Raw genomic sequence first — 22282 nt, 5'->3', positions numbered from 1 at the left:
CATGCCAACAGGATTAAAGCGTGATTTAGGACTGCTTTCGACGATGGCGATCGCCATCGGGGCGATGGTCGGATCGGGAATTTTCATTCTGCCGGGCGTGGCGTACGTGACGGTGGACGGGCCGGCGGTGGTGTTGGCGTTTCTGCTGGCGGGAGTGTTGGTGTTGCCGGCGGCGTTTTCCGCTTCCGAGATGGCGACCGCGATGCCCGAGGACGGCGGATCGTACGTGTACGTCGAGCGGGGGATGGGGCCGTTGCTCGGCACGATCGCCGGTATCGGTAACTGGTTCATGCTCTCGTTTAAAGGCGCGCTCGCGCTGATCGGCGGCGTCCCCTATCTCGTGTTCGTCGCTCCCGGCATCGCCGAGTACATCCTCCCCATCGCCGTCCTCCTCGCCGTGTTTTTCACCCTCATCAACGTCGTCAGCACCAAAAGCGCCGGCAGCCTCCAGTTCGCCATCGTCGGGATCATGGTGCTCGTTCTCGGCTGGTTCATTCTCAGTGGAACGCCGGAGATCGTCCCCGAACGAACCGCGGGCGCGTTCAACTACGGGTCCGGCGGACTGGTCGCGGCGACCGCGCTGGTGTTCATCTCGTACGCCGGCGTGATCAAGATCGCCGCGGTGGCCGAGGAGGTCAAAGACCCCGGCACGACGATCCCCCGAGCGATGGTCGGCTCGCTTCTGTTGACGACCGGGCTGTACGTCGCGGTCGTGTACGTCGCCGTCGGCGTCGTCGACATCGACGCCGCCATCGCCGCCGGCGAACTCCAGTCCGACGGAGAAGGACCGATCATGGGACTCGCCGCCCAACAGGCGCTCGGAACGGTCGGGACCGCGGCCGTCGTCGGCGCGGCGCTGTTGGCGTTGGCGTCGACGGCGAACGCGGGGCTGTTGTCGGCGTCGCGGTTCCCGTTCGCAATGGCGCGTGACGGACTGGCTCCGGGTGCGTTCGAGCGAGTGAGCGAGCGGTTCAACACGCCCGTGCTCGCGGTCTCGCTGTCGGGGGCGGTGATCGTCGTGTTGATCGTGTTCTTCCCGATCGACCAGGTGGCAAAGTTCGGCAGCGCGTTCCAGATCATCGTGTTCATTCTGGTGAATCTCGCGCTGATCGGCTTCCGAGAGGGAGCGGTCGACGATTACAGCCCCGAGTTCACCTCGCCGCTGTACCCGTGGATGCAGATCTTCGGGATGGCCAGCGGCTTCGTCGTGCTCACCCAGGTCGGCACCGTCCCGCTCGCGGGAGCCGCGCTGATCACCGCCATCGGGAGCGTCTACTTTTATCTGTACGTCCGGCCGCGGATCGACCGCGAAGGTGCCGCACGGACCGAGGTCCGCCGGAACGTCGGCGAAACCGCCGTCGAGCGCACCCGCGAACTGTTCGCCGAAGGCCGCCGCCACGACTCGTTCGTCGCTATTACCGACGAGACGTCCATGCCCACCCGGACCGACATGCTCCGGATCGCGACCGACCTGTCCGAGCTACAAACCGGCGAGGTCACCGTGGCGACGTTCGAGGAGGTTCCGCATCGCGTGTTCACTGCCGGTGACACGAGTATCACCCACACGGATCCGCCCGAGTGGGCCCGTACTGCGGCCGTTCACCCGTCGTTCCGGAAACGAGGTTCGACGGATGGCGGCATTCCGAGCGCGGATGATGCTCCCGGAACCGAGACGAGCGATGCTCTCGGAACCGAGACGGCAGGCGGGGACGCGAGCGCCGAGCCTCTCGGCTCAACCGTCGATTTCCGGACGATCCGGACGGAGGAGGTGGGGTCGGCGATAGTGGAGTTTGCGGCGTTCGAGGATATGGATTTCATTCTGTTGGAGCGCCGGGTGGAGGAGTTACACGAGCTGTACGGTGAGGGGCTCAACGAGCACGTGTTGAAAAACGCGCCGTGTGGGGTGTTGCTGGTGGAGGATCGCGGATTCGAGGGGGCCGACGAGATAGCGGTGGCGACGAGTCGAGGGGTGTACGATCCGGAGAAACTGTTGGTGGCGGACGCGATCGCCGAGGAGACGGGAGCGACGCTGACGCTGCTGCAGACGGTTCCCGAGGGCGCGCCCGACGAGCGGAAGCGAGCAGTCCAACAGTACCACGACGAACTGCGGCGGGTGCTGACGGTGACCGCGGACTCACGGATCCTCGAGACGGACGACCGCGTCGAGGGGCTCGCACAGTACGCGAACGCGGCCGACCTGCTGGTCACGACGACCGAACGGCGCGGGCTCCGCGGTGCGGTGTTCGGCCGCCCCGGCGACCGACTCGTCGACACCGTCGACATCACCGCCATCATGGTCCAGCCAGCCGACCAACGACAGACCGGCCTGATCCAGCGCGTGCTCCTCGACCGCCTCTTCGGCGGCTAACTCGTTTCGGTTGGCGTACCGTCCTGCGTTGAAAACGAAACGAGTCGGGTCGGACGCGATCAACACCGCGTCAGGACGGAATCGTCTCCTATCGGAACGGATGCATCCACGTCGGAATTACGAGCGTTCGGTGTCCGTCTCGACATCGGTCTCCGGGCTCGAACTGCGATCGGTGTCAACGCCCCGCTTGGCATCCGCGTCAGTAGCAGGGTCAGCGTCCGAATCGGCGTCCGCCTTCGCCTCTGCCTCTTTTTTTGCGCGGTCGGCGGCGAGTTCGCGGTCGATGTCGTCCTCGACGTAGCTCATCGACTCGACGGTGACGACGTTACCGCCGCCCGGGTCGACGACCATCACTTCCTCTCCCTCCTCGATCGTTCCCTCGATCGAGCGTGCGGAGTAGTACGGATTGAACCCGCCGCCCTCGAGTTTCACTTCGCCCCCGCGCGGCGTCACCCGCTCGGTGACGGTCCCGAGCTTGCCTTTTAGCGAGTCGCGGTCGGTCGTCTGCTGTTGGCCCTTGCCGCCGTACAGGTCGAACTCGTGATAGCCGTAGAACGCGGCCGCGCCGAAAACCAGCGTGAACACGGCCAACAACACGGTAAGGAGCGTTCCAGCGACTCCGAGCGTCGCCAGGACCAGCCCCACGAGTCCGGCTCCGATCAGCGCGATCCCGACGACGATGAAGTTCGCCCCGGGCGCGAGCGCCTCCGCCATCGACAACAGCAACCCCGCCGTGAGAAGAAGCAAGGGGAGGGTCTCGGGCCCGAAGAGGTCCGCCTGCAGGAGCACGTCCATACCGACACCTATGGCTGCGACGTGAATAAGTTGTGGTGCGAACGCTCTCGCCGAGCACCACCGACGAGATCAGCGTTCAGCAGCTTCGAGGCGGAGCCCCCGGCCTCAAGTCGTGCGGGACCGTCGGTCCCGCTGACCATCCGAGCGGGCCTACGGCCCGTGAGGAGAGAGCGAGGAGCTCCGACTGGTCGGAAGCGCGAAGCGAGTAGGCCGGGGAGGAAGCCGACACTCTAGGACACAACCCACGAGACAGTAGCCGCCTGACTCCCAGAATTTTATAAATCCCCAAACTTATACCTGAAATATGGAGGTCAAGCGTACTGTACCGGTCAAACTCGTGGTTCCTGACGAGTACCATGATGACCTCCACGAAACTGCGGAGCAGTTCCTCTACTGCGCGAACGAAGCCAGTGACTACTGCTGGGACAACATCAGCTACGAAGACTGCGTCACATCCAACAACACAGCCAGAAACGCGCTCTACGACCGTCTCCGCGAGGAAACGGATCTCACGGCGAACCTCGTCCAAGAAGCCATCCGGCGTGCCGTCCACGCCGTTGACAGTGGCGTTGACCGGTGGAAAAAGGGCAAGCGGACGAACAAGCCTGAGTTCACCTCGTGGAGTATGGTCTACGATAAACGGAGTGCCACCTTCTACCGGAACAAGATCTCGCTCTCGACAGTTGACGGGCGAGTGGAGTGTGAGTTTGAGTTGCCAGCTGGCAGTCCAACTCCATACGAGGAATACGTCCTCTCGGATGACTACGAATTCCGGACAAGCACACTCCAGTACGACAAAGCGAGTGACGAGTTCTACTTCCACATTACCACACGGAACGTCGACGATGATGGAGAGGCTGTGACAATCGAGGACCCGGACATACTGAGCACCAAACAGTCCTTGGTATCGACCTCGGTGTGAACAGTCTGGCCGCCACATCAACGGGCACGTTCTGGAGCGGTGACGAGTACGATCACTGGTGTCGGGAGTTCGAGAAGCGCCGAGCAGAGATGCAACAGTGCGGCACGCAAGCTTCCCACAACGCGATGCTTCGACTCGGGAAGCGGGAGCGAGCATGGCGGAAACAGTACCTCCACACGATTGCCAACGAGATCGTTGAGGAAGCGGTTGATCACGACTGCGACGTGATCGTGTTCGAGGATCTAACAGACATCCGGGAGCGGCTCCCGGATGCCGACTGGCATCACATCTGGGCGTTTCGTCGGCTGTACGAATACGTCGAGTACAAAGCGCCCGAACAAGGTGTGGCAGTGGAGGACGTAGAGCCGAAGTACACAAGACAGCGATGTTCTCACACGGATTGTGGGTTCACGCACGAAGACAATCGGGATGGTGAGCGGTTCGAGTGTCTGAAGTGCGGGTATGCGGTGAATGTGGATTACAACGCGGCGAAAAGCATCGGGTTGCGGTACATGCGAAAGCGAGAACACAGCCTGCGTTCTTCGCCCACGTCGAGGAACGCAGACGCACCAGTAGACGTGCGTTTGAATGGTGGGATGGTGAACGGCGACGGCTATCGGGCGGTCGATAGTTGATCGTCGGGGGTCCACATCAAAGCCCCACCCTCAAAGAGCGAATCCCTCGTGGGTGAGCGAAGTAGGGTGGGGTAGTTTACAGGCCGACGAGGAGTACGCCGACGGTGATCGCGACGCCGAGGATGACGAACATGGCGTGTTCGACGTCGATCGGCTCGGGCTCGATCGGCTCCGTCTCCGACGTGGCGGTGTCCTCCGTGACACCCTCGGGACCGACGTCCTCGACCGCAAACCGCCATTCCCGCTCTTCGTCGGCGTCCGCCGCGTCGCGGGTCTCGTTCGCGCGGCTTCGGGGCTCGTCGCTGCTCATGTGTTGGCTACGAGACACCGCGGTAAATGGCTGGCGGGGAACGTCGGCGAAGCTCGCGTCAACTCTTGGAGTTGTACTATCCGCGACGGTTGCGTGCGGCGATCTTGACCGTCCACGCTCCGTTCCGAGGTCGCATCGCCGACTCAGCGGCTCCGGCTTGCGTCCGTGATGTCACCCTCGTAGACGACGCCACGCTCGCCGTCGACGGTGAGAACGGCTCCGTTCGCGACGTAGTCCGGGAGCGGCGCGCCGGACACCATCGGAACGCCGAGCTCTCGAGCGACGACTGCAGGATATCCGGTCATACCGGGACGCGCGTCAACCACGCCGGCTATTCGGTCGAGATCGCCGTCAAACTCGCCGTCGAACTCCGGACCGAGCGCGACGATGGATCCGTCGGGGATCGCCGAGACGTCACCGTCAGTCGTCCGGTACACCGGAGCGGCGACGCGTCCTCCCACGGCCCCTTTGCCGGTGACGATGGTCTCCGCGGCGACGTGGACTTTGAGCGTGTTCGTCGTGTTCGTCCCCTCTACCTCCGTCATCATGCCGGAGAGCACGACGAGGGTGTCACCGGAGTCGGCCCCGCCGACGTCGAGTGCGGCCTCGACCGCGTTGTCGAGGACGGTCTCCATGTCGCGCGCGTGTGCGGTCGTGACGGGCTGGACGCCCCACGAAAGCGCGAGCTGACGATGAACGCGCTCGTTCGGTGTCGTCACGACGACCGGGACGCCGGGACGGAACATCGCCGTCTTGCGGGCGGTGTAGCCGGACTCGGAGACGGCGACGATCGCGGACGCGCCGATGTCGCGTGAGAGATACCGTGCCGAGCGAGCGAGCGCCTCCGTACGCGACCGGTCGTCCGCGGTCGGAACGCGCTGTTCGCGCGTCTCCGCGTACTCCTCGCTCGACTCGACCTGCCGGACGATCCGGTCCATCGTCTCGACGACCGTGACGGGGTGGTCGCCGATCGCGGTTTCGCCCGAGAGCATCACCGCGTCGGTGCCGTCGAGAACGGCGTTGGCGACGTCCGACGCCTCAGCGCGCGTGGGGCGACGGGAGTTAACCATCGAGTCGAGCATCTCCGTTGCCGTGATCACCGGTACGCCTGCGTTGACGCAGTTGCGGATGATCCGCTTTTGTATCATGGGAACGTCCTCCAGCGGACACTCGACGCCGAGATCGCCGCGGGCAACCATCACGCCGTCGGCGGCGGCGACGATCTCCTCGAGGTTTTCGACCGCGCCCGCCCGTTCGATCTTGGCGATGACGGGGATCTCCTCCCCGCCGTACTCCTCCAACCGGTCGGCGATCCGATACACGTCGGCGCCGTCGCGGACGAACGAGGCGGCGACGAAGTCGGCGTCGGCGCGCGCCGCGAGCCGGAGTTCGTCCTCGTCGGCCGGCGTGATCAGGTCGACGTCGATGGCGACGCCCGGGAGATTCACCCCTTTTCGCGAGCCAAGCTCGCCGCCCGATTCGACCGTGGCGACGACCGCCTCGCCGTCGACGCGCTCGACGCGACACTCGATCCGGCCATCGTCGAGCAGCACCGTATCGCCCGGTTCGGCGGCAGCGATGGAGTGGGTGAGACCGACGCGGTCGGGCGTCGCGTCGTCATCCTCGACGAACGACACCTCGGAGTCAGCCACCAGCTGAATCGGATCGTCGATTTCGGAGGTCCGGATCTCCGGTCCTTTTAAGTCGACCATGGCGGCAAGCGGGTCGTCGGTCTCGGCGTTCACCTCCCGGATACGGTCGATGACGTCCTCGCGGTGTGCCGTCGTTCCGTGGCTCGCGTTGAGCCGGGCGACCGACATCCCGGCGTCCGCGAGGGCTCGAATCGTCTCCCGGTCGTCCGACGCTGGTCCCAGCGTACAGACGATCTTGGCGTTTCGCATACCGTCGTCTTCGGCGGACGCACGCAAAAAGACACACGGTTGAGTCGAACCCGAGTGAACGTTTCAAACAGTTCGGATCGACAGCGTGCGTTACTCGGTAAGCGCTGTCGACGGGAGGACCTGTACGGCGCGGCCGCCGGTCGAACGTATTTATACCCGGTCGCCGTCGGCGAGGCGACGAAGGGTTTCGCGTGCGTTCTCGACGGCTGCCGCCTTCTTGGCGGGATACGCCTCGACTTTCGACCGGAACGTGATTCCGGGGCCGAGTCGGACGTCGCCACGAAACGCGGCCTGCTTGTCGAGCCGCAAGAACAACGCGCAGTTGTCGTTGACGCGGTCGTCCAGCTCCGCGAGCACGCGGTCGAGATCGTCGAGCTCGGAGATGCGGTCGAGTACGTATCGCATCCCGTCGGCGTTCTCTATCCGTGCAGAGAGGACGACGATCCGATCGCCGTGGTGGCCGTCGCTCTCGGTACGGTCGATCTCGGCGTCTTCCGGAAGGAACGACCGCAGAGCGTCCTCGACGCGCTTCTCGTCCTCGGTCGCGTATGCGAACGTCCGGAGGTCGACGTAGTGAAAGGGTATCTTGGGCATGACGCTGCGTCAGACGGATCGACAGTTACGCCTCGTCGCTTTCGTCGTCGCTTTCGTCGTCGCTCTCGTCGCTCTCGTCGCTCTCGTCGCTCTCGCTCGCGACGAGTTCGAGCGCGTCCTCGGGGACGCCCGTCTCCTGGCCGTCCTCGAAGCTCACGGTGTACGTCGCATCGCCGAACATCGTCTCCATCACCTGCGTGACCGTACCGGTCTCGCCGTCGTACTCGCTGTGTTTGTCGCTGAGCACGACATCGTCGTCCTTCTCAAAGCTCATGAACCTCGTTCCATCGGGACGCCTAAAAGCGCGCGGATCCGCATCGGCCACCGGCACCGCGTCTCGGGTAGATCGGACGACTCCTCAGGTGGGCCAGAATGCGGCGATCACCGCCGCGACTGCGGCGACCAGCACGATCGCGACCGCGACCGACACGAGTAGGCTGTCGACCGCAACGGCGACTGCGATGGCGACCGCGGCGGCGGCCAACGCGACGACGATCGCCGGGAGGCCGCCGGCCTCAACGGCCCGCTCGATCGCCAGCTGAACTCGCTTGCTCGGCGGTGGGTCCGGTGGATCCGCTGGTGGCTTCGAAAGCGTCTCGTCGACGACGACCTCGTCCTCGCCCCTGTCGGGAGCCGGCTCGATCCGAACGTCGACGTACTCGACGCCCGAGCCGTAGCCGGTGACGATCTTCAGCTTTCCCCGAACCGGATCCACGACCTCGGCCGTCGACACGTGAATACGGCGGAACGACTTCTCGTCGACGAAATGGTTCACCGCATCGATCGACGCCACCCGGTCGAGCTCGTCGTCGAGATGGAGATGGACGTGTGTCGCTCGGCCGAGGTTCTCGAGTTCGACGGCGAACGATCGTGTCGTCGTGAACTGGCCCGGTGCCCGTATCGAGTGGACGCCGTCACCGTTCAGTTCGACGGACAGAGTCGGCACACGCTACCCGTCGAAGGCAGCGTTAAAAAAGATTCGTTCGAGTAGGGGAGTCCCGCTCGATTCGGACCGGTTCGACCGGCCGGGCCCATGTTGTTCGACTCCCGTATCTCAGGCTGCAGCCTCCTCTCGCATCTCCGGCGGGAGGAGGTTTGGGATACCGTCCTCGATCGGGAACGTCTCTCCGCAGTGGGTGCAGGTGAGCGTTCCTTCGAGGATCTCCTCGCCGTCGCGCTCGTCGACGTCGAGTTTGAGATCGTGTTTATCGAGCGGGCAGCAGATGATATCCATCAGCGACTCCTTCATACCGCGCGGTTCGTCTGGGTCGGTCAAAAGCCTGCGGGTTGGCTCCGAGTTGACTCCCGTACGCGTCGTCGTCTCCGGCACCACCGATGACAACGACAGCACCGTCGATGACAACGCCTTTGCCCCGGCGTCCCGCCGGTCGAAACATGGGTATTCCGGCGGAGCGGATCGACCGACTGTTCGGACTCGCTCGCGAGGCGGTCGTCGACGACGAGTACGACCGCGCACGCGAATACGTCCGGCTTGCCCGGCGGATCGCCGAGCGCAACCGCTGTGGCGTCCCCCGCGAGTTCGAGCGCCGGACGTGTGATGCCTGCGACGTGTATCTCCGCCCCGGCAAGACGAGCCGCGTGCGGCTGCAGCCCGGCCACGTCGTCGTCCGCTGTCTGGAGTGCGGCGAGACAGCTCGATATCCACACGACTGACGGGTCGTACCTCCTCAAGTCGATCGCCGTGCCGTATCTGTGGTCCTTGATCATTCGATCCCGAGAGATCACGGAGCAGCTCCACCCCCGTACCCCCGTCGACCTCGCGTAGCTCGAGCCCCACCGCGACGCCGACGGCTTCCGTCCGGAGGCAGCCGAGTCAGGGATCAAGCAGCTTCGACTCCGCCTTTCGCAGGTGTTCGAGCAGAGTCGTCTTCGAGACGTTCAGGTCGTCGGCGAGTTCGCGGGTCGAGGTTTGCCGGGGCCACTCGTAGTACCCCGTCTCGCGCGCGTGCTCATACACCTCCCGCTGGGCGCTCGTCAGCGTGTCGACGCGCTGTTCGCGGGCAGTGCCGGCCGGCGTCCCCGACGAGGAGAGCGATTCGACGCGTACCTCCGCGTTGGCTCCCTCGCGGACGCCGTCGAGCGCCTCGCGGAGCGCCGAGCGCTCGCCAGCGAACCACACCTGCCACTCCTCGCGGCCGTCCTCGATCCGGACCGGCGCGCTATGGACGAAGCCGTGTTCGAGCAGGGTCGGGCACACCATCTCGGCAGGGTCGTACTCGAGGAAAAACTCGCGGACGACGTTGCCGGGCGTCCGCCGGGCGCGACCGAACCGCTGCTGTAACTCGAGCAGATCCCCGGAGCGGTCCGACTCACGGATCGCGTCGAGCAAGGCCGTCACTTCCGTCTCGGACTCTCCGAACGCGGTGAACAGTCCGTTGACGGAGTCCGGCGACGCCTCCCGCACGGTCGGCGAGTCGTACACCGCGTGTGCGAGGATGCCACCGCCGTTGTCCGCGGTCGCCTCGATGGCCCAGCAGTTCGGGTGCCACAGATCGAGGGTGAGCCGGGTGCCGGACCAGTCGTCGGTGCTGCTCATGTCGGATCTATACATCGAGCGGTAATGTGTGTGTTCCTCACACCCGGAACGACCCGACCATGGTCGGGTGGGAAGTTTGGCCCGTCCCGACGCCAATCCATCCCATGGCGGAGCCACGCGGACACTACATCAACGGCGAGTGGACCGACGGAGAGGGTACCGAGCGGTTCGAGAGCGAGAATCCGGCGACTGGCGGGACGGTCGGCGAGTTTCGACGGGGGACGCCAGCAGACATCGACCGCGCGGTCGCGGCCGCCGACGAGGCGTTCGTCGAGTGGCGCGAACTGTCGCGGATCCGGCGGGCTGAGTACCTCTGGGACGTGTATCACGAACTGCGCGACCGAACCGACGAGCTCGGTGAGGTCATCACGCGGGAGGCTGGCAAGGAGATAAGCGAGGGACGGGCGGACGTCGTCGAGGCGGCACACATGGTCGAGTGGGCGGCCGGCGACGCGCGCCACCCGAAGGGCGACGTCGTCCCGTCGGAGATTCCCGGCAAGGACGCGTACATGCGCCGGAAGCCGCGCGGGGTCACCGGCTGTATCACACCGTGGAACTTCCCCGTCGCGATCCCCTACTGGCACATGGCCATCGCGCTGGTCGAGGGCAACACAGTCGTCTTCAAACCGGCCGAGCAGACCCCCCGCTGTGCGGAGATCATCACCGAGATGTTCGACGACGCCGGGATCCCCGACGGAGTGTTTAATCTGGTGCAGGGGTTCGGCGACGCCGGCAACGCGATCGTCGAACACGACGACGTCGACACGGTGCTTTTCACCGGCTCCGCGGAGGTCGGCCACGCGATCCAGGAGAAGCTGGGTGGCGTTGCGGGTAAGCGGGCGGCCTGCGAGATGGGCGGCAAAAACGGGATCGTGATCACCGAACACGCCGATCTGGATGTCGCCATCCACTCGGCGGTCATGTCGTCGTTTAAGACGACCGGGCAGCGATGCGTCTCCTCGGAGCGGCTGATAGTGCATACCGATGTCTACGAGGAGTTTAAAAACCGGTTCGTTGACGTCGCCGAGTCGGTCGCAGTCGGCGACCCACTGGATGAGGACACGTTCATGGGGCCGCTGATCGAGGCCGACCACCACGAGAAGGTGAGCGGATACAACGAGCTCGCACGCGAGGAGGGCGTGAACGTGCTCGTCGATCGCACCGAGCTCGGCGACGCGGAGATCCCGGACGGCCACGAGGACGGCCACTGGATCGGTCCGTTCGTCTACGAGGCCGACCCGTACGCGGATCTCCGCTGTACCCATGAGGAGACGTTCGGTCCACACGTCGCGCTGCTGGAGTACGATGGCGACGTCGACGAGGCGATCGCGATCCACAACGACACCGAGTACGGGCTTGCGGGCGCCATCGTCTCCGAGAACTATCGGCAGATCAACCGGTTCCGCGACCGCGCAGAGATCGGTCTCGCGTACGGGAACCTCCCGTGTATCGGCGCGGAGGTCCAGCTTCCGTTCGGCGGCGTGAAGAAGTCCGGCAACGGCTACCCGAGCGCGAGGGAGGCGATCGAAGCCGTCACTGACCGCACCGCCTGGACGCTCAACAACGCCGACGACATCGAGATGGCGCAGGGGCTCTCCGCGGAGATCAAAACGAGTAACGACTGAGACGAACGGAGTGAGACTCTTTATTGTGGCTCGTCAACGGAGCGTATGGGATTCATCAAACACCTCGTGAACGGCATCATCTCGCTTGTCATCAGCGTCGCGATCACCGTCGCGCTCGCGGAGGACGGCGACACGTACGACCTCTCCGACGTCGCGCTTTCGGTGGCCGTGTCGGCGTTCCTCAGCGGCTTCTTTACGAGCTACTTCGCTGCGGACGACGGCGGTTCCGGAACGTAGGTACATTCATCCGCAACGTCCTGGACGGGGATCGCATCACCGCCATCGGCGGTCATACGAACGGCTACACGGATCGTTGCGATCCCGTTCAGTCGGGTCCGGCAGCGTCCGGACGATACGCCTCGCTTATCCCCTTCCACTTACCCGACCGGAACCGCCAGTAGTTGATCGCGGCGGGGATCGTCGTCTCCGCGAGAAACGCCAGATACAGCCCCCACAGCCCGAGCACGGTCGTCGCGCCGACGTACGCCAACGGGATCGCCACGAGAAACATCCCGACGAACTGGCTGAGGAAGGGTATCTGCGTGTCACCTGCCGCATCGAGCGGACCGGCCGCGCCGCCGGAGATACCCTGAAACACCACGGCGGCGCAGGCGGCGTACACGAGGTTGACGGCGATCGGCACCTCCGGACTGTCGGCGCTGTCGGCAAACAAGACGACGATGTCGGTCGCGAACGCCGCGATGAGCGCCGCGCTCACGACGTACGTTGCGACGGAAAACCGGATGATATCGCGGGCGTACGCCTCCGCCTCGGCCGGATCGCTTTGACCCAGCTGTTGGCCGACGAGACTCGACGAGGCGAGTCCGAACCCCCATCCGGGGGTGTTCATGATCCCGTAGATCCGGCGAGCGATGACGAACGCCGCCACCGTGTTCTCGCCGAAGATGTCGAGCACCGCGAGCATGGGAAACTCCGCGACGGTCCAGACGAGATTTCGGAGCCCGACCGGGAGGCCGATCTCCACGAGATCGCGGACCATCCCCGGATTCGCGTACGATCCGAACGGGTCGATCGCGACGGGGAACGCGCCGGCTCCGGGCAGCCAACCCCACGTGAGCCCGACCGCGAACGCTCCGGCGACGGCGACGTTCGAGAGCACCGTCCCCCACGCCGCCCCCTCGACGCCAAGGCCGAGTCCGAAGATGAACCACGCGCTGAGAAACACGTTCGCGACGGCTCCGCCGGCCCGGATCTGCATCGCCGTGTACGCGTCGTCACAGCCGACGAGCACCCGACTGCCGACGAGGTTGAGGCCCGCAAACGGCACCCCGAGACCGACGATCCGAAGATACGCCGCTCCGAGTGCGATGGCTCGCTCGTTGCTGCTGATGAGCGAGATGAGTTCGTACGGGAACGTCCAGAAGACGACCGTTACCGGGACGGTGATGGCGACGACGAGCAGCACGCTCGACCGGACGGCGTCGCCAAGCTCGGCGAACGCCTCGGCACCGTATCGCTGGGAGACGAGCGCGATGGTTCCGCCGGCGACGCCGCCGCCGATCGCGAACGCGAGTCCCCAGAACGGTCCGGCGAACCCGACGCCAGCGACCGCGCTCGTCCCGACGGCGACGCCGACGAACGCCACGTCGACCGCGTTCTTGGACATGCGGGCGATCCCGGTGACGATCCGCGGCCACGCGAGGTCGGTCGTCCGTACGACGCGCTCACGGCCGATCAGCCCGGCGCGAGCAAGCGCGAGCCCGATGGAGAGGATGAGCAGTCGAAACGGGTTGGGGACGCGGGACACTCCGACACGGTCACTTTCCGGGGCGAACTAAAGGGATTTCGTCACGCGGCAGTCGTCTCCGGGACGGCTGGAAAGCGAACTCGACATCACACGGTGGCTGTCGCCGGTCACGGTCAGGTTCCGGAGACGAGATACACGGCGAGGGCGGCGAACACGATCCCGAGCGCCTTCCGCACGGTAAACGACTCGCCTAAAAAGAGAAAGCCGATCACCGACGAGAACACGAGAAACATCGCGAAGATGGGCGTGACGACGCTCACGGGTCCGAGCGCAAGCGCCCGGTACAGCGCGAGGATACCGATGCCGAGGAAGACTCCCGCGGCGAGCACGTGGAACAGCTTCGGCGAGTACAGATGTTCGGTAAACCCCTGTCCGGTGTACCACACCACGCCGACCGCCATGATGACGAGCAGCAGGTTCGAGATGACGACGGCGGCGTCGCTCGGGACGGCGTTCGGACCGGTCGTCGCTACTCGCATTAGCGGCGAGACGAGGGCGTACGCGCCCATCGCAAGCAGCGCGTACGGGAGATACGTGGTAGTACTCATGTCGACATCCTCATTCGGAGGCGACTTGTGCCTGCCGAACCCGGAATCCCGGTCGAACCGCCGACTGATATGCAGTCCGCAGCCGGCTAGCGGATCCTCGAGGTCGGCCCACGAACGGTGCAATGGGCTGGCAGACGCCTCAGTCGGCAGGTAGCACTCGCCACGTCGTCGCGTTCGAGTACGACCATGGCTCCACCTCGAAGGAGGTGTCCGCATCGCGAAGGTCCGCTAGATACGTGCCGATCTGGGAGGGTGTAATAACCGCGGATGACACAAACGGAATTTTTCGTTACCGTCCACGTTGGTAGCCTTTTTGAGGAGAGCGGTCGCATGGTGACGTATGACTGGCCTGTTCGACCACGTGATGATCCGCGTTGAGGAGTTAGAGGAGAGTCTCGACTGGTACCAAACCCATCTGAACTACGAGGAGAAGGGCCGCTGGGAGGCTGACACGTTCACTAACGTGTATCTCGGCCCCGAGGAGATGCACGACGACGGTGCGATGTTGGAGCTCACGTACAACCACGACGACCGGAGCTACGAGATGGGCGACGCGTGGGGCCACATCGCGGTACGCGTTCCCGAGGACGAGCTGCAGGAGTCGTACGACCAGCTGATGGCGGAGGGTGTCGACGACTATCGCGATCCGGAGTCGTGTGGCAATCGCTACGCGTTCGTGAAAGACCCCGACGGCCACGAGATCGAGATCGTCAAGCGGGAGTACGGGACGAAATGGAGCATCGACCACACGATGATCCGCGTCGAGGACGCCGACGAGGCGCTCGGCTACTGGACACGGAAGTTCGAGTACGATCAGACGCGTCGCTGGGAGGCCGACACGTTCGCGAACTACTTCATGGAGCCCGAGGACGCCCCAGAGGAGGCGATGTCACTGGAGCTCACCTACAACTACGACGGTCGCACGTACGCGATGGGCGACGCGTGGGGACACCTCTGTGTCCGCGTCGACGACCTCGAGGAGACGTGGGAGACGCTAATGGAGCGTGAAGCTCCCGACTACCGCGATCCGGAGTCGTGTGACAACCGCTACGCGTTCACGAGAGACCAGGACGGCCACGAGATCGAACTGCTCGTGCGGGAGTGACCGTCGGTCCGCGATTCGGAGCTCCGGGCCGGTGAGCGCGCTCTCAGTCGGTCACCGGTGTCACACTCCGAATCGACTACCGTGATCGTTACCGTTCGTCTCCGTTCTCGAACGGGTCGATCTCTTGGCTGCCGGGCTCGTCCTCGTCGTAGGTGAACCCTGGTCCCTCGGTCGCCAGTTCGAACACGAGCCCATCGGGGTCCGTGAAGTAGATGCTTTTAAAATACGTCCGGTCTTTCACCTGTGAGACTTCGATGTCGTGGTCTCTGAGGTGGCGCTGCCACTCACGAAGCGTCTCCTCGTCCGCGACGCCGAACGCGAAGTGGTGGCTCGCACCGGGTCCCGGCGCGCCCTGTGCGTCCGGATACTCGAAGTAGGTGACGGTCGTTCCGGGCTCGCCGGCAGACGTCGAAGAGAAGTAGTAGTGCGGCGTCCCGGGGTCGTCGTAGTTCTGCGTCCGCTTGACGGTGTGCCAGCCGAGCACGTCCTCGTAGAAGGCGACCGTCTCGTCCATATCCGTGCAGACGTTCGTCACGTGATGCAGTCCCGTCGTCGGAGGTGTGTCGGTCATAGTACTGCGTTCGGCTGGCGGTTAGATAGGTGTGGGGGCTGACCGTAAGGAGCAAAATATGAACTGCGTACCGATTCTAGTATGCACAGTATACGCCCGAGATCGTCTATTGAACGCCTCCGTCGGTCGATCGTGGACGCTCGAAAGGACACGCATCCGTCGTTCGGACCAGTGACACACGGCACAGTCGCTACGTGGGCGAAAAGCGTGAAAAGACGTCATCGTCGACCGTCGCGTGACGCGGCGGCCGAGGAGTCAGCGTCTACTGTCGGACGACGTTCGTCGCGCGGGGTCCCTTGGGGGATGATTCGATGTCGAACTCCACTTCCTGCCCTTCCTCGAGATCGGGGCCGCCGACGTCCTCCATGTGGAAGAACACGTCCTCGTCGTCGTCGAGATCGCCGTCATCAGTCGAAATGAAACCGTAGCCGCCAGTGTCGTTGAAGAAGTCAACCTTACCGTTTGCCATTGCATACAAACGTACGACCGGTTCCGAGATAACGCTTGCGAGAGTACGGTCACCACGGGTGTCGGTCACAGGATCGACTCGGCCTCACCGCTCGAGATGCGTGATGTCACGCCGAAGCGTGTACCCGCTCGGAACGCCGATGGCTCCGAGACACGTCTCACAGACGACTTTCTCGTAGTTCCTGTTCGTCTCCTTTTCGAGCAATGAGACCTCCGCGAGCGGGAGTACGGACTCACATCGGTCGCACTCGGCCTTGTCGCCATCGACGATTTTCATGTCGCTCGTCGGTGATGGGTTCCAGGAGAATAAAAGCGCACGGACGAGAGAGGACGGCGTTTCGAAGCAAACGCTACGGACGTCGCTCGTGGTCGTATAAAAAGTCAGATTCCGAGACCGAACTCGTCGCGTCGGTCGGTCGCGGGATGGTCCGGATTAGCCGAACAGCTCGCCGAGACCTTCGCCGCCGGCGTCGTCGTCCTCGTCGTCTTCCTCCGCAGCGGCCGCTTCCTCGTCGTCTTCGTCATCGTCGTCGTCAGCGGCGGCGTCGTCCTCGCCGTCGTCGGCGGCAGCGGCAGCGCCAGCGCCCGCGGCGGGCGCGGCTGCGGCCGTCTCGATCGCCTCCTCGATGTCGACGTCCTCCAGCGCGGCGACGAGCGCCTTGACGCGGGATTCCTCGACGTCGACGCCGGCGGCGTCCAGCACGCCGGTGACGTTGTCCTCGTTGATCTCTTCGCCAGTCTCGTTCAGGATGAGCGCAGCGTAAACGTATTCCATTGGTGTATCCTCGTTGTATTATCCGAACATCGCGCCGAGTCCTTCGCCGCCGTCGCCGTCGTCATCGTCGTCGGCGTCGTCGGCCTCCTCGGCGTCTTCCGTCTCTTCGTCAGCCTGTTCCTCTGCCTCGTCCTCGTCGAGCTCCGCGGTCTCTACGGCCGGGGCGGCCTCGACGCCCTGTAGCTCTTCGGGGAGCGCCTCGTCGTCGTCGATCGCGGCGGCGAGCGCGCGCAGCTGGGCGTCGGCTCTCCCGATCAGGTCGGGCACGACGTCCGGGCTCTCGATCTCCGCGTGGAGCGCGACGGATTTCGCCTCGCCGGACGCCTTCGCCAGAAGGGTGCCGGCGGTGCTGGCCGTCGGGTACGCGGCGTTGACCGAGAGGTTGCGCGCGGCGGCCGCGGCGGACTCGACGTCCGCGCGGTACTCGTCGACGTCGATCGCGAGCTCGTCGGGCTCGAAGAGGACGCCGTCGGAGTAGACGCCCTTTAAGTCGAGTCCGACCTCCTTCGGCTCGATGCCGAGCTCGGTCAGGACGTTCGCGAGGTCGTCGTCGACGACCTCGCCCTCCTCGAGCACCTTCGAGTCCTCGGTGACCTTGATCGAGCCGTCCATGATGCGGGCGGCCGCGCCGACCGTCTGGAGTTCGCCGACGAACGGACCGGGGTCGACCCCCGTGTCACCTTCGGGGATGACGATGTCGTTCGGGGCGACCTCGCCGGCGTTGATCGGGGCCGGCGTCTTCGAGGCTTCGAGCTGCTTGTAGAGGCCGAACGGGTTGTCGTTGGTGCCGATGAGCGCCACCTGTCCGGCGACGTAGTCGACGAGCTCCTCGACGCCATCGTCGACCGCCTCGAGCGCACGGATCGTGAGCGTGTTACGGCTCATCCGGACGTCGGCGGAGCCGTGCAGCTCGCGGCGCATCGCCTGCAGCTGGCGACTCGGGATACCGGTGACGCCGACGATACCGATGGAGTTGAACGAGTCGATGAACTCGACGAGCTCGTCGACCTCCTCCCGTTTCCACTCCGGGATCGTCTCGGTTTTACGGACCGAGCTCATACGGGCACCTCCTTCGCGGGACCCATCGTCGTTTTGACGTAGATCCCGTCGATGTTGAGCGGTCCCTTCTCGAGGTCGGCCTCGAGACGGCGGATGATGACGTCGATGTTGTCGCCGATCTCTTCGGCTGACATATCGTCCGCACCGACGCGGGTGTGGAACGTGCGCCGGTCGCGAGACCGGAGCTGCACGGTGTTTTTCATCCGATTGACTGTGTCGACGACGTCGTCGTCCGGCTGCAGTGGGGTAGGCATCTTCCCGCGCGGACCGAGGACGGTACCGAGGTACCGACCGATGTCCTGCATCAGGTTGGCTTCGGCGACGAAGAAGTCGGTTTCGTCGGCCAGATCCTTTGCGCGGTCGTCGTCGTCTCCGAGATCCTCGAGGTCGTCGCTGCCGAGCACTTCGTCAGCGACGTCCCGGGCACGGACGGCGGTTTCACCCTCCGCGAAGACGACGATACGTGTCTCCTGCCCCGTTCCAGCCGGCAGCACGACGGACTCGTCGACGCGATTCGACGGATCGTTGAGGTCCAGGTCTCGCAGGTTGATAGCGAGGTCCACCGTTTCACGGAAGTTCCGCTCGGGGGCTTCCTCGAGTGCGAGAGATACGGCCTCTTGTATTGTGTCTGCCATTTTTCACCTCCGTAGTACGCAGGTAGCTCCTACGGGTCAGTGAAACAGGCGAAGCCTGTCTCATCGGAGAGTGGCCCATGAGACGTTTAAAGCCGTCGAAGCCGGCCTCCGCGTGCCAGACGGCCACAGGGCGGATGTCCCGCTGTCGAAGGGATACGAAGCCGTCGAGATGCTCGGTCCGTTGTTGTCGACGATGAATACGACGCTCGTCGAACCCGGATCTCGTCGCATAGGGGAACCCTTTTGCCGTCGCTTACCGACCCTCGATCCAATGACCGAGGGTGGTCCCGCGTGACGATGGAGGATCGGATCGAGGACCTGCGAGAACGCCGGGAGCGAGCGGCGAAAGGCGGCGGTAAAGAGCGGATCGAGTCCCAACACGAGAAGGGGAAGAAAACCGCGCGCGAGCGGATCGACTACTTCCTCGACGACGGGACGTTCCACGAGTTCGACCGGTTCCGTACCCACCGAAACCACAAGTTCGGCATGGAGGAGACGAAGATCCCGGGCGACGGTGTCGTGACCGGGTACGGTGAGGTGAACGGCCGCAAGGTGTTCGTCTTCGCACACGATTTTACCGTCTTCGGCGGCTCGCTCGGCGAGGTGTTCGCCGAGAAGGTGTGTAAAGTGATGGATAAGGCGATGGATGTCGGCGCGCCGGTCGTTGGACTCAACGACTCCGCGGGGGCACGGATCCAGGAGGGGGTCGCCTCGCTCGGCGGCTTCGCGGAGATCTTCCGCCGGAACACGGAGGCGTCGGGCGTGATCCCGCAGATATCGGCGATCATGGGCCCGTGTGCCGGCGGCGCGGTGTACTCGCCGGCCATCACGGATTTCACGTTCATGGTGAAAGACACCTCCCACATGTTCATCACCGGCCCTGACGTCATCGAGACGGTGACGGGCGAGGAGGTGAGCTTCGAGGAGCTCGGCGGCGCGGTGACCCACTCGTCGACGTCGGGAGTCGCCCACTTCGCCGCCGAAACCGAGGAGGCGGCGCTCGACGACATCGCTCGGCTGCTGTCGTACCTCCCCGACAACAACGTGGAGGACCCCCCGCGCGTCGAGCCGTGGGACGACCCCGAACGCGAGGCCGACGAGCTCGAGGAGATCGTGCCGAACGCCCCACGGAAGCCGTACGACATGCACGAGGTGATCGGTGGAGTCGTCGACGAGGGCTCCTTTTTCGAGGTTCACGAGAACTTCGCGAAGAACGTGATCGTCGGCTTCGCCCGGCTCGACGGACACTCGATCGGCGTCGTCGCCAACAACCCCCGCGTGAACGCCGGCACGCTCGACATCGAGGCGAGCCAGAAGGGTGCGCGATTCGTCCGCTTCTGTGACGCGTTCAACGTTCCCATCCTCACCTTCGAGGACGTTCCCGGCTTCATGCCCGGCACCGACCAGGAGCACAACGGGATCATCCGGCACGGCGCGAAGCTGCTGTACGCGTTCTCGGAGGCGACGGTGCCGCTGCTCACCGTCATCACCCGCAAGGCGTACGGCGGGGCGTACTGCGTGATGTCCTCGAAACACATCGGCGGTGACGTCAACTACGCGTGGCCCACTGCCGAGATCGCGGTGATGGGGCCGAAGGGCGCGGTGAACGTGCTGTACCGCGAGGAGCTGGCCGCGGCCGAGGAGACGGAGGCTCGCAGACAGGAGCTCATCGACGAGTACCGCGAGGAGTTCGCGAACCCGTACACGGCAGCCGACCGCGGCTTCGTCGACGACGTGATCGAGCCCGCGGAGACGCGTGCCAGACTCGTCGACGATCTCCACGTGCTGAAGGGGAAACGAACGGATACACCGGATAAGAAACACGGCAACATCCCGATCTGATGGCTACCGGCACGAACCAAGCGGCGAAAGAGATGAGCCTCCCGGACGGGCTCTCGATCCCGGACGACGCGAACGACGCTGAGGCCGCCGCCATTGCGGTCGCGGTCGCAGCTCACCTGCGCGACCGAGAGGCAGCCGCGGCCGCGGCGGCGGACGGCGACGCGGAGCCGTCGTGGGACGGGGACCGGTGGTCGTTCGCCGGCCGAGTCGAACGTCTGCAGGGCCGGAGCGTGCGAGTGTCCGACGGCGCGCCGGCCGACCCGTGGACGGCCGCCGGCCGGAGCGACCGGTTATAACGTTCCACGAGCGCACCGCTCACGGCTACAATCGAAACGGAACGGTCCCTTTATCGGCCGAGCGGTCGACTCGTCGGGCATGCAGGTGAAATCCCGCCACCACCTTCGCAGCGACGACATCGACGAGATCCGCGAGGAGATCGCCGACGGGCTCGGCGTCGACATCGACGGCGACAGCTTCGAGCTGGTCGAGTTCGTCGACGCCGACTACGAGGTAGTGTTGGTCGATGGCGACCCGCTCGTTTTCTACGTCGACGACGACGAGCCGTTCCTCACCGTGCGCGGCGCGAACGAGCACGACCCCGAAACGGGCGTGGTCACCGTCGACGCCGGCGCCATATCGTTCGTCTCGGACGGCGCTGACGTGATGCGTCCCGGCATCGTCGAGGCCGACCGATCGATCCGCGAGGACGACCTGGTCGTGATCGCCGAGGAGACCCACGGGAAGGTGCTCGCGATCGGCCGCGCGCTCGTCGATGGCGACGCGATGGTCGGCGACAGCGGGAAAGTCGTCGAGTCGATCCACCACGTCGGCGACGAGCTGTACGAGTTCTCGATCTGACCGCACCGCCGACTATCGGGCCGGTCCGTTCGTCCGCCTTCCGACGATCGGGTCGGGCCTTTTAACCAGCCTCCGGTCGACGCGTCGAACGATGACCCGGATCCGGGCGATGAGCTACAACGTGCGGTACGCTAACCGGAACGATCACCACGACGCATGGTACGCTCGTCGCGACGGGGTCACCGACCTCGTCCGGTTTCACGCTCCCGATGTCGTCGGCTTTCAGGAGCCCCTCCCCGACCAGCGATCCGATCTCCGTGACCGTCTCCCCGAGTACGAGCTCGTCGGTCGTGGGCGGCGCGTCGACGATGCGGGCGAGGGCTGTCCGGTTGCGGTCCGAACCGACCGATGGACGATCGTCGACCACGACACGTTCTGGCTCTCCGAGACGCCCGACGAGCCGTCGACCGGCTGGGACGCGTCCCACCCGCGGATCGCCACGTGGGCCCGCGTGGAGTCGCGGCCCGCTACCGGGACGTCGCAACGTCGCGACCGCAGCTCCTTCGTCCTGATAAACACCCACCTCGATCATCGTGGGAGTCGCGCTCGCGAGGAGGCCGCGCGGCTTCTCCGCCGGCGGATCCCGGAGCTCGCCGACGCCGAACGGGAGGACTCCACTCACGACCCGGTCGTGCTGCTAGGAGATTTCAACTGTATCGCGGAGTCGACTCCGCTCTCCGTGCTCACCGACGGCAACGACGACCGGTCGGGTCCGCGGCTCAAGGACGCGGCCGCGAGCGCGGAGCTCCGACACGGGCCGACGACGAGCATCACCGACTTCACCGAGCTGATCGCCAACCGCCGAATCGACCACGTGCTCGTCTCGCCGGCGATCGAGGTTGCGGCGTTCGCGACGCTCGCCGACCGCGACGATCGAGGCCGGTACCCCTCCGACCACCTGCCGGTGCTCGCCGGACTCGACCTGTGAGCCATCGACCGCGCTGAG

General features: G+C 64.9%; 26 protein-coding genes and 1 pseudogene. 10 read left to right on the top strand and 17 right to left on the bottom strand.

Annotation, left to right across the window (positions count from 1 at the left end; genetic code table 11):
• Nucleotide 1: 1 nt before the first annotated feature.
• Nucleotides 2-2368, top strand: a complete 2367-nt coding sequence (locus ACYQ0R_RS03800) for an APC family permease (protein WP_459821002.1) — start codon at nucleotides 2-4, stop codon at nucleotides 2366-2368.
• Between the two features lie 117 nt (nucleotides 2369-2485).
• Here ACYQ0R_RS03800 and ACYQ0R_RS03795 read toward each other — a convergent pair whose 3' ends face one another.
• Nucleotides 2486-3163, bottom strand: coding sequence for an NfeD family protein (locus tag ACYQ0R_RS03795; protein WP_459821001.1), 678 nt, complete (start codon nucleotides 3161-3163; stop codon nucleotides 2486-2488).
• Nucleotides 3164-3467: 304 nt separating this feature from the next.
• Between ACYQ0R_RS03795 and ACYQ0R_RS03790 the strand changes: the two are divergent.
• Nucleotides 3468-4720: pseudogene (locus tag ACYQ0R_RS03790) on the top strand (RNA-guided endonuclease InsQ/TnpB family protein).
• Between the two features lie 76 nt (nucleotides 4721-4796).
• Here the strand turns inward: ACYQ0R_RS03790 and ACYQ0R_RS03785 are convergent.
• The 6 genes from ACYQ0R_RS03785 to ACYQ0R_RS03760 form a co-directional block, all read right to left on the bottom strand.
• Nucleotides 4797-5030, bottom strand: coding sequence for a DUF7312 domain-containing protein (locus tag ACYQ0R_RS03785; RefSeq protein WP_459821000.1), 234 nt, complete (start codon nucleotides 5028-5030; stop codon nucleotides 4797-4799).
• Nucleotides 5031-5173: 143 nt separating this feature from the next.
• Nucleotides 5174-6931 carry a pyruvate kinase gene (gene pyk, locus ACYQ0R_RS03780; protein WP_459820999.1) on the bottom strand — a complete coding sequence of 586 codons (1758 nt, stop codon included), beginning with the start codon at nucleotides 6929-6931 and terminating at the stop codon, nucleotides 5174-5176.
• A 150-nt stretch (nucleotides 6932-7081) separates the two neighbouring features.
• The gene (locus tag ACYQ0R_RS03775) at nucleotides 7082-7525 is read right to left on the bottom strand and encodes an RNA-binding protein (protein WP_459820998.1); all 444 of its coding nucleotides are present in this window, start codon (nucleotides 7523-7525) and stop codon (nucleotides 7082-7084) included.
• 25 nt (nucleotides 7526-7550) lie between these two features.
• Nucleotides 7551-7799, bottom strand: a complete 249-nt coding sequence (locus ACYQ0R_RS03770) for a DUF1918 domain-containing protein (RefSeq protein ID WP_459820997.1) — start codon at nucleotides 7797-7799, stop codon at nucleotides 7551-7553.
• An 84-nt stretch (nucleotides 7800-7883) separates the two neighbouring features.
• A complete protein-coding gene (locus tag ACYQ0R_RS03765) occupies nucleotides 7884-8471 on the bottom strand; it encodes a DUF7524 family protein (RefSeq protein ID WP_459820996.1) in 588 nt (195 codons plus the stop codon).
• A gap of 108 nt (nucleotides 8472-8579) precedes the next feature.
• Nucleotides 8580-8774 carry a methytransferase partner Trm112 gene (locus ACYQ0R_RS03760; protein WP_459820995.1) on the bottom strand — a complete coding sequence of 65 codons (195 nt, stop codon included), beginning with the start codon at nucleotides 8772-8774 and terminating at the stop codon, nucleotides 8580-8582.
• 146 nt (nucleotides 8775-8920) lie between these two features.
• Between ACYQ0R_RS03760 and ACYQ0R_RS03755 the strand changes: the two genes are divergently transcribed.
• Nucleotides 8921-9199: a ribonuclease P protein component 4 gene (locus ACYQ0R_RS03755; protein ID WP_459820994.1), complete on the top strand. Its 279-nt coding sequence runs from the start codon at nucleotides 8921-8923 to the stop codon at nucleotides 9197-9199.
• Nucleotides 9200-9359: 160 nt separating this feature from the next.
• Here the strand turns inward: ACYQ0R_RS03755 and ACYQ0R_RS03750 are convergent, their stop codons facing one another.
• Nucleotides 9360-10082, bottom strand: coding sequence for a helix-turn-helix domain-containing protein (locus ACYQ0R_RS03750; RefSeq protein ID WP_459820993.1), 723 nt, complete (start codon nucleotides 10080-10082; stop codon nucleotides 9360-9362).
• Between the two features lie 104 nt (nucleotides 10083-10186).
• Here ACYQ0R_RS03750 and ACYQ0R_RS03745 point away from each other — a divergent pair, with 104 nt between their 5' ends.
• Nucleotides 10187-11707: an aldehyde dehydrogenase family protein gene (locus ACYQ0R_RS03745; protein WP_459820992.1), complete on the top strand. Its 1521-nt coding sequence runs from the start codon at nucleotides 10187-10189 to the stop codon at nucleotides 11705-11707.
• 45 nt (nucleotides 11708-11752) lie between these two features.
• A complete protein-coding gene (locus ACYQ0R_RS03740; protein ID WP_459820991.1) occupies nucleotides 11753-11944 on the top strand; it encodes a hypothetical protein in 192 nt (63 codons plus the stop codon).
• A gap of 88 nt (nucleotides 11945-12032) precedes the next feature.
• Here ACYQ0R_RS03740 and ACYQ0R_RS03735 read toward each other — a convergent pair whose 3' ends face one another.
• The 3 genes from ACYQ0R_RS03735 to ACYQ0R_RS16040 all read right to left on the bottom strand — a co-directional run bounded on the left by ACYQ0R_RS03735 (nucleotide 12033) and on the right by ACYQ0R_RS16040 (nucleotide 14297).
• Nucleotides 12033-13475 (bottom strand): MATE family efflux transporter, encoded by a 1443-nt coding sequence (locus ACYQ0R_RS03735; RefSeq protein WP_459820990.1) that lies wholly within the window; start codon nucleotides 13473-13475, stop codon nucleotides 12033-12035.
• A 113-nt stretch (nucleotides 13476-13588) separates the two neighbouring features.
• A complete protein-coding gene (locus tag ACYQ0R_RS03730) occupies nucleotides 13589-14023 on the bottom strand; it encodes an EamA family transporter (protein ID WP_459820989.1) in 435 nt (144 codons plus the stop codon).
• Between the two features lie 139 nt (nucleotides 14024-14162).
• Nucleotides 14163-14297: a DUF7123 family protein gene (locus ACYQ0R_RS16040; protein WP_488193301.1), complete on the bottom strand. Its 135-nt coding sequence runs from the start codon at nucleotides 14295-14297 to the stop codon at nucleotides 14163-14165.
• Between the two features lie 66 nt (nucleotides 14298-14363).
• Between ACYQ0R_RS16040 and ACYQ0R_RS03725 the strand changes: the two genes are divergently transcribed.
• Nucleotides 14364-15128, top strand: a complete 765-nt coding sequence (locus ACYQ0R_RS03725) for a VOC family protein (protein WP_459820988.1) — start codon at nucleotides 14364-14366, stop codon at nucleotides 15126-15128.
• Nucleotides 15129-15216: 88 nt separating this feature from the next.
• On the opposite strand, the gene ACYQ0R_RS03720 is transcribed toward ACYQ0R_RS03725, so the two are convergent.
• The 6 genes from ACYQ0R_RS03720 to ACYQ0R_RS03695 all read right to left on the bottom strand — a co-directional run bounded on the left by ACYQ0R_RS03720 (nucleotide 15217) and on the right by ACYQ0R_RS03695 (nucleotide 18636).
• A complete protein-coding gene (locus ACYQ0R_RS03720; protein WP_459820987.1) occupies nucleotides 15217-15699 on the bottom strand; it encodes a VOC family protein in 483 nt (160 codons plus the stop codon).
• Between the two features lie 262 nt (nucleotides 15700-15961).
• Entirely contained in the window at nucleotides 15962-16168 is a 207-nt protein-coding gene (locus tag ACYQ0R_RS03715; protein WP_459820986.1) for a cold-shock protein, read from the bottom strand.
• An 84-nt stretch (nucleotides 16169-16252) separates the two neighbouring features.
• Nucleotides 16253-16444: a hypothetical protein gene (locus ACYQ0R_RS03710; protein WP_459820985.1), complete on the bottom strand. Its 192-nt coding sequence runs from the start codon at nucleotides 16442-16444 to the stop codon at nucleotides 16253-16255.
• A gap of 156 nt (nucleotides 16445-16600) precedes the next feature.
• Nucleotides 16601-16942: a 50S ribosomal protein P1 gene (gene rpl12p / locus ACYQ0R_RS03705; protein WP_459820984.1), complete on the bottom strand. Its 342-nt coding sequence runs from the start codon at nucleotides 16940-16942 to the stop codon at nucleotides 16601-16603.
• Nucleotides 16943-16960: 18 nt separating this feature from the next.
• The gene (locus tag ACYQ0R_RS03700) at nucleotides 16961-18001 is read right to left on the bottom strand and encodes a 50S ribosomal protein L10 (RefSeq protein ID WP_459820983.1); all 1041 of its coding nucleotides are present in this window, start codon (nucleotides 17999-18001) and stop codon (nucleotides 16961-16963) included.
• Nucleotides 17998-18636, bottom strand: coding sequence for a 50S ribosomal protein L1 (locus tag ACYQ0R_RS03695; protein WP_459820982.1), 639 nt, complete (start codon nucleotides 18634-18636; stop codon nucleotides 17998-18000). The genes ACYQ0R_RS03700 and ACYQ0R_RS03695 overlap by 4 nt, the downstream gene beginning before the upstream one ends.
• 297 nt (nucleotides 18637-18933) lie before the next feature.
• Between ACYQ0R_RS03695 and ACYQ0R_RS03690 the strand changes: the two genes are divergently transcribed.
• The 4 genes from ACYQ0R_RS03690 to ACYQ0R_RS03675 all read left to right on the top strand — a co-directional run bounded on the left by ACYQ0R_RS03690 (nucleotide 18934) and on the right by ACYQ0R_RS03675 (nucleotide 22264).
• The gene (locus ACYQ0R_RS03690) at nucleotides 18934-20478 is read left to right on the top strand and encodes an acyl-CoA carboxylase subunit beta (RefSeq protein WP_459825657.1); all 1545 of its coding nucleotides are present in this window, start codon (nucleotides 18934-18936) and stop codon (nucleotides 20476-20478) included.
• Nucleotides 20478-20774, top strand: a complete 297-nt coding sequence (locus ACYQ0R_RS03685; protein WP_459820981.1) for a DUF8022 family protein — start codon at nucleotides 20478-20480, stop codon at nucleotides 20772-20774. The genes ACYQ0R_RS03690 and ACYQ0R_RS03685 overlap by 1 nt, the downstream gene beginning before the upstream one ends.
• Before the next feature lie 79 nt (nucleotides 20775-20853).
• Nucleotides 20854-21336, top strand: a complete 483-nt coding sequence (locus ACYQ0R_RS03680) for an RNA-binding protein (protein WP_459820980.1) — start codon at nucleotides 20854-20856, stop codon at nucleotides 21334-21336.
• A 91-nt stretch (nucleotides 21337-21427) separates the two neighbouring features.
• Nucleotides 21428-22264: an endonuclease/exonuclease/phosphatase family protein gene (locus ACYQ0R_RS03675; RefSeq protein WP_459820979.1), complete on the top strand. Its 837-nt coding sequence runs from the start codon at nucleotides 21428-21430 to the stop codon at nucleotides 22262-22264.
• Nucleotides 22265-22282: the final 18 nt, after the last annotated feature.

The organism is Halorubrum luteum (assembly GCF_054652935.1).
Note: the sequence above shows the minus strand (reverse complement) of the source record. Positions and strands in the feature narration are given on the sequence as shown.